Annotated in this window: 7 protein-coding genes; 6 read left to right on the top strand and 1 reads right to left on the bottom strand. The window is 62.5% G+C overall.

Translation table 11 applies throughout. The annotated features are described in order from the left end of the window. Positions 1-93 precede the first annotated feature (93 nt). Both AAC023_RS13055 and AAC023_RS13060 read left to right on the top strand, forming a co-directional pair. Positions 94-1281, top strand: coding sequence for a thiolase family protein (locus AAC023_RS13055; RefSeq protein ID WP_339741634.1), 1188 nt, complete (start codon positions 94-96; stop codon positions 1279-1281). 2 nt (positions 1282-1283) lie between these two features. Next, positions 1284-1718, top strand: coding sequence for a GNAT family N-acetyltransferase (locus AAC023_RS13060; RefSeq protein WP_339741635.1), 435 nt, complete (start codon positions 1284-1286; stop codon positions 1716-1718). An 18-nt stretch (positions 1719-1736) separates the two neighbouring features. Here AAC023_RS13060 and AAC023_RS13065 read toward each other — a convergent pair whose 3' ends face one another. Beyond that, positions 1737-2216 carry an Lrp/AsnC family transcriptional regulator gene (locus AAC023_RS13065; protein WP_339741636.1) on the bottom strand — a complete coding sequence of 160 codons (480 nt, stop codon included), beginning with the start codon at positions 2214-2216 and terminating at the stop codon, positions 1737-1739. 182 nt (positions 2217-2398) lie between these two features. Here AAC023_RS13065 and AAC023_RS13070 point away from each other — a divergent pair, with 182 nt between their 5' ends. The 4 genes from AAC023_RS13070 (at position 2399) to AAC023_RS13085 (ending at position 6196) form a co-directional block, all read left to right on the top strand. After that, positions 2399-3628 (top strand): 3-methyl-2-oxobutanoate dehydrogenase (2-methylpropanoyl-transferring) subunit alpha, encoded by a 1230-nt coding sequence (locus AAC023_RS13070; protein WP_339741637.1) that lies wholly within the window; start codon positions 2399-2401, stop codon positions 3626-3628. Positions 3629-3631: 3 nt separating this feature from the next. Next, the gene (locus tag AAC023_RS13075) at positions 3632-4645 is read left to right on the top strand and encodes an alpha-ketoacid dehydrogenase subunit beta (RefSeq protein WP_339741638.1); all 1014 of its coding nucleotides are present in this window, start codon (positions 3632-3634) and stop codon (positions 4643-4645) included. Further along, positions 4645-5889, top strand: coding sequence for a dihydrolipoamide acetyltransferase family protein (locus tag AAC023_RS13080; protein WP_339741639.1), 1245 nt, complete (start codon positions 4645-4647; stop codon positions 5887-5889). The genes AAC023_RS13075 and AAC023_RS13080 overlap by 1 nt, the downstream gene beginning before the upstream one ends. Before the next feature lie 130 nt (positions 5890-6019). Continuing rightward, complete coding sequence (locus AAC023_RS13085) at positions 6020-6196, top strand: hypothetical protein (RefSeq protein ID WP_339741640.1); 177 nt, start codon at positions 6020-6022, stop codon at positions 6194-6196. The last annotated feature ends 95 nt before the right edge of the window (positions 6197-6291 follow it).

Below are 6291 nucleotides of genomic sequence, written 5' to 3' on the forward strand. Positions count from 1 at the left end.
TATATTGCATCTGCGAAAAGACTTGACGCGGTGCCGCATGTTTTCATCATGCGCGCCAGAATACACACCATCCCTTCCCTGAGGAGACTTCAGATGAGTGCAGTTGATGATCCAGTCGTCATTGTCGGTATGGCGCGCACCCCGATGGGTGGCCTGCTCGGCGAGCTGACGACGCTGTCGGCCAATGAACTCGGTGCCATTGCGGTCAAGGCCGCCATGGAAGAGGCTGGCGTTGCCGGTGAAGATGTCGACCAGATTTTCATGGGCAATGTCCTCGGTGCCGGCCAGGGCCAGGCCCCGGCGCGCCAGGCGGGCATCAAGGCCGGCCTGCCGAAATCCGTCGAAGCGACCACGCTCAACAAGATGTGCGGGTCGGGCATGCAGGCCGCGATCATGGGGCGTTCAGCCCTGCTGGCCGGCGATGCCGACATCATCGTCGCAGGCGGTATGGAATCGATGAGCAATGCGCCGCATCTTCTGCCGACCCATCGTTCCGGCATGAAATACGGCCATGACGTGCTCAAGGACCACATGGCCCAGGACGGGCTCGAGGACGCCTATGAGAAAAAGCCGATGGGCGTCTATGCCGACATGATAGCGCAGGAACACCAGTTCACGCGCGAACAGCAGGATGCCTATGCGCTGGAAACCCTGGCCCGGGCCCAGCGCGCGACCAAGAATGGTGATTTCAAGCGCGAGATTACGCCGGTGACGATGACGACCCGCAAGGGAGATGTCGTGGTCGATACCGATGAGTTGCCGCGCCGCGCCATGCCGGACAAGATCCCCTCCCTGCGCCCCGCCTTCGGCAAGGACGGCACCGTCACCGCCGCCAATGCCTCGGGCATTTCCGACGGCGCTGCAGCCCTGGTGCTGATGCGCAAATCAGAAGCCGAACGCCGCGGTCTCAAACCACTCGCCCGCATCGTCGCCACGGCAGCCCATGCGCATGAGCCGGCCTATTTCACCACCGCTCCCGTGCCTGCCATGCGCAAGGCCGTCGAGCGCGCCGGCTGGACGATCGAGGATGTCGATCTGTGGGAAATCAACGAGGCGTTCGCCGTCGTGCCGATGATCGCGATGAAAGAGCTCGGCCTCAGCCATGACAAGGTGAACGTCAATGGCGGCGCCTGTGCCCTGGGTCACCCGATCGGGGCCTCCGGTGCCCGCGTCATCGTCACCCTGATCGCCGCGCTCGAAAAGCATGGCAAGACCAAGGGCGTCGCCTCGCTCTGCATCGGCGGCGGCGAAGCCACCGCTGTGGCGATCGAACGGCTCTAGCCTTGCAGGACGACAGCGATCAGGCGGTGGACGGGATCCGGTTCGAGGACCGTCCACCGCCGGTCGCTGATTTCATTGCGATGAGGGCCGAATGCGGCTGGGGCGAGCTCTCGCCCGGGCTGGCCGGGCCGGCGCTCGAATCCTCCTTGCTTGCCATCACGGCTCTGGATGCTGATGGCCGTATTGCCGGCTTCGTTCGCGCGATCGGCGATCCGCTTTATCTCTATATCCAGGATGCGATCATCGCCCCTGAGCGACGCGGCAGCGGTCTCGGGAACGCCATGATGCAGCGTCTGCTTGCGCGCATCGACGCCGATTTCCCGAATGCCCATGTGATGTTGATGTGTGCCAAGGGACGCGAAGGCTTCTATGCCCGGCTTGGTTTCGAAGCCCGCCCGAGCGGGAAATTCGGGCCGGGCATGCAGCGATTGCGCTAGAGCCGCCGCAAGCAGGCCTTAGCCCTGGATATGTCCCAGCGGCAGGCCCTTGCCGTCCTTGATATTGCGCACCTGCACCGAAGTGCGGAAATCGCCGACGATGTCGAGCGGGATCATGCGTTCGGAGATGAACTCGTTATAGGCGTCGATATCGGCCATCACGACCTTGACCAGATAGTCATAGGGGCCGGTCATCATGCAGGCCTCGGTCACTTCAGGGAAGCTCTGGACGGCCTTCTCGAACTTGACGTAATTGGCCTTGCGCGCCGGTGATATCTTGACCTCGAGATAGGCGGTAAACATCAGGCCGAGGGCGCGGCGGTCGAGCTCGACCGAGCGCCGCTTGATGATGCCATCGGTTTCCAGACGCCGGATCCGGCGCCAGCAGGGGGAGGGGGTCAGCCCCACGATTTCGGCGATATCGGCAACCGAGCGGCCTGCGTCTTCCTGCAGGGCTTCAAGGATGCGGACGTCAATCAGGTCTAGGTTCGCGAGCATTTTTCCCCCAAAATCAGTATTTGGAGGAAATTAGTCTACATTTCTGCGAAAACAAACCCGGAAATGGCACCTTGTTCCAGTAGTAGACAAGGTGGACGTTTCCGCGTTAGACGCCCTCGCACACGCTTGGTCGTGCACACCTATTCCCTGGCAGGTTTTGCCGATGTTTTCAGCGAGAGCTCATGGCACACACTGATCCCCGATTTCACGTCCCGGCGCCACATGCGCGCCCTGGCGATACGCCGGATTTCTCACATATCGAAATCCCGCCGGCCGGTACGGCCCGGCGTCCCGAGGTCTCGATCGCCGGAAGTGAAACCCTCGATCTGGCCCTCGGCCTGGTTCGGGTGCTCGACCATAACCACCAGGCGGTCGGCGAATGGGATCCCAAGCTCGAGCCGGAACTGCTGCGCCAGGGCCTGCGCCATATGGTGCTGACCCGCGTCTATGACGAGCGGATGCAGAAGCTGCAGCGCCAAGGCAAGATGAGCTTCTACATGAAATCCATGGGCGAGGAGGCCGTTGCCGTCGCTGCCGCGATGGCGCTCGAGAAGACCGATATGGTTTTCCCCTCCTATCGCCAGCAGGGCATTCTGTTCGCGCGTGGCCGCGATATTGTCGACATGATGTGCCATTGCATCTCCAATAGCCGCGACAATCTCAAGGGCCGGCAATTGCCGGTGCATTACACCTGGGCCGAGGGCAATTTCTTCTCGATCTCGGGCAATCTGACGACACAATTCCCGCAGGCCGTCGGCTATGCGATGGCGTGCCAGTTCAAGGGCGAAAGCCGCATCACGGCGAGCTGGATCGGCGACGGCTCCACTGCCGAGGGTGATTTCCACGGCGCGCTCGTGCTGGCCTCGACCTATCGCGCACCGGTCATCCTCAATATCGTCAATAATCAGTGGGCGATCTCGACCTTCCAGGGCATGGCCGCCGGTGAGAGTCAGACTTTCGCGCTCAAGGGCATTGGCTATGGCCTCGCCTCGCTGCGGATTGATGGCAATGATTTCCTCGCCGTCTATGCCGCCACCAAATGGGCCGCCGAGCGCGCCCGCGCCGGTCATGGCGCCACGGTGATCGAGAGCTATACCTATCGCGCCGACGCGCACTCCACCTCTGATGATCCCTCCGGTTACCGGCCCAAGGGTGAGGGCGATGCCTGGCCGTTGGGCGATCCGGTCGAGCGGTTGAAAAACCATCTCATCGGTCTGGGTGAATGGGATGAGGAACGTCACGCGGCGCTCGAGAAGGAACTCGATCAGCTCGTGATCGCCTCCTACAAGGAAGCCGAGACCTATGGCACCCTGCATGACGGTCCGCTATCGCCGGTGCAGACCATGTTCGAGGATGTCTATGCCGAACCCGATTGGCGCCTGCGCCGTCAACGCCGCGATCTGGGGGTATAGGTCATGAGCAAGATGAACATGATCCAGGCCCTCAATTCGGCCATGGACAATATGATGGAGCGCGACGCCAATGTGCTCGCCTTCGGTGAAGATGCCGGTTATTTCGGCGGCGTGTTCCGCGTCACCGCCGGCCTGCAGGAAAAATACGGTCTCGACCGTTGTTTCGACGCACCGATCAATGAGGCGGCGATCGTTGCCATGGCGATCGGTATGGCGGCCAATGGTCTCAAGCCTGTCGCCGAGATCCAGTTCTCTGACTATATCTTTCCCGGCTTCGACCAGATCGTTTCCGAATTGTCGCGCCTGCGATATCGCACGGCCGGTACCTTCACCGCGCCGGTCGTGATTCGCACGCCGTCAGGCGGCGGCATTCGTGGCGGCCAGACCCACTCGATGAGTCCGGAAGCCTTCTTCACCCATATCCCGGGCATCCAGGTCGTGATGCCATCCAACCCCTATGACGCCAAGGGCCTGCTGATCGCCGCGATCGAAAGCCCGGACCCGGTCGTCTTCTTCGAGCCGAAGCGCCTGTATAATGGCCCCTTCGATGGTGGTGCCGGCAAGGCGCTGGAAGCCTGGGGCAAGCATCCCAAGGGCGAGGTTCCTGAAAACCATTACAGCCTGCCGATCGGCAAGGCCGATGTCGTGCGTGAAGGCTCGGCGATGACGATTGTCACCTATGGCACGCTGGTCCATGTCGCCCTGGCGGCGGCGGAGCAATCGGGCATTGATGCCGAAATCATCGATCTGCGCACCCTGATTCCCTATGATATCGAAACCATCGCGGCCTCGGTCAACAAGACCGGCCGCTGCATCGTCGCCCAGGAAGCCCCGCGTACATCGGGCTTCGGTGCCGAGCTGGCGGCCCAGATCCAGGAAGACTGTTTCTTTGCCCTCGAGACCCCGATCAAGCGCGTCACCGGCTGGGACACACCCTATCCGCATGCGCATGAATGGTCCTATTTCCCCGGTCCGCAGCGTTTCATTGACGCGATGCGTGAAGTTCTGGAGGCCTGATGATGAGCGAATACCGCTACAAGATGCCCGATGTCGGCGAAGGCATTGTCGAGGCCGAAATCGTTGAATGGCATGTGAAGGTCGGCGATACCGTCACTGAAGACCAGCACGTGCTCGACGTGATGACCGACAAGGCGACCGTCGAAATCCCCTGCGCCGTCAATGGCACGGTGACCAAGCTGGTTGGCGCGCCGGGCGATATCGTCGCGGTCGGCACCGAGATCATGTTCATTGCCGTCGATGGCGCCGTGCCGGCCGAAGAGGCTGCGCCGAAGGTGGACGAAGCCGAACCGGCCGTTGCCCCTGTGGTCGAGACCGCCAAGCCGACGCCGGCGCCTTCCATCGCCTCGCGCCCGGTCGGTGAACGCGCCCTGGCCAGCCCGGCCGTGCGCAAGCGCGCCCTGGAAGCAGAAATCGAACTGGCGGCCGTGCCCGGCACTGGCCCGGCTGGCCGTATCACCCATGACGATCTCGATGATTTCATCGCCTCGGGTGGCCGTCTTGTTGCCCATTCCGGTGGTGGCTCGGCCCTGCGGTCTCCGCGCACCGGCATTACCGAGGAAAAGCTGATCGGCCTGCGCCGGCGCATTTCCGAGAACATGTCGCATGCCCAGCGCACCATCCCTTCGATCGCCTATGTCGAGGAAATCGACGTCACGGCGCTGGAAGAACTGCGCGCGCATCTCAATTCCAAGAAGGGCGACGACCAGACCAAGCTGACCTTCATCCCCTTCCTCGTCATGGCCCTGACCAAGGCCCTGCCGGACACGCCGCAGGCCAATGCCCATTTCGATGGCGAGGCGATGCTGCTGACCAAATACCAGGGTGTGCATTGCGGCATCGCCGCGGCAACGCCCAACGGATTGATGGTGCCGGTGATCAAGCACGCCGAAGCGCTCGATATCTGGCAGATCGCCGCCGAACTGGCCCGCCTCGGCGCCGCCGCCAAGGCCGGCAAGGCGGCGAAGGACGAGCTCTCCGGTTCGACCATCACCATCACCTCGCTCGGTGCGATTGGCGGGCTCGTCACCACGCCGATCCTCAATGCCCCCGAGGTCGCGATCATCGGCGTCAACAAGATGCAGACCCTGCCGCGCTATAATGCCGAAGGCTCGGTCGTCCCGCGCAAGCTGATGAATCTCTCCTCCTGCTTCGATCACCGCATCGTCGACGGCTATGACGCCGCCATCCTGATCCAGCGGGTCAAGGGATTGCTGGAGAACCCGGCGACGCTGTTTATGTGATGAGCGACGGGGGCACACTGTTGTGTGTCCCCATTGGCCCTGGCGCTGCGCTGGGGCTTGATCGACCGGCAGCGCTGCAAAGGTATTCCCATACCCACCCGCCTTGCCCGCCTCGGCTCCATGCTGCGCAATGGCATCGCCGCCCCGGGGCGTCGTCGTTTTCGCGCTGATGTTCTGCCGCAATGATCTCGGCCTCGCCGCGCACGACCTGCCGCCGATCATTTTCGGCGGGTTCGGCATTGTGGTGCTGATCCAGACGGTGCCGGCATTCCTGCCATCGGCGTCGGTGAAGGTGGACGCGGGTTAGGGGCTGGCGGCCAGCCGATCCTTGTGCTGATGTGCTTCTCGAAAATGCAATAACAGACAATAGCTTGTCATCCCGGCTCTACGCCCGGACCGCTG

It is taken from the genome of uncultured Maricaulis sp. (genome assembly GCF_963976135.1).
Lineage (GTDB): Bacteria > Pseudomonadota > Alphaproteobacteria > Caulobacterales > Maricaulaceae > Maricaulis.

Coding starts and splice junctions, on each gene's coding strand:
- AAC023_RS13055 (WP_339741634.1), top strand. CDS start 94: ATGAGTGCAGTTGATGATCCAGTCGTCATTGTCGGTATGGCGCGCACC.
- AAC023_RS13065 (WP_339741636.1), bottom strand. CDS start 2,216: ATGCTCGCGAACCTAGACCTGATTGACGTCCGCATCCTTGAAGCCCTG.
- AAC023_RS13070 (WP_339741637.1), top strand. CDS start 2,399: ATGGCACACACTGATCCCCGATTTCACGTCCCGGCGCCACATGCGCGC.
- AAC023_RS13075 (WP_339741638.1), top strand. CDS start 3,632: ATGAGCAAGATGAACATGATCCAGGCCCTCAATTCGGCCATGGACAAT.
- AAC023_RS13080 (WP_339741639.1), top strand. CDS start 4,645: ATGATGAGCGAATACCGCTACAAGATGCCCGATGTCGGCGAAGGCATT.
- AAC023_RS13085 (WP_339741640.1), top strand. CDS start 6,020: ATGGCATCGCCGCCCCGGGGCGTCGTCGTTTTCGCGCTGATGTTCTGC.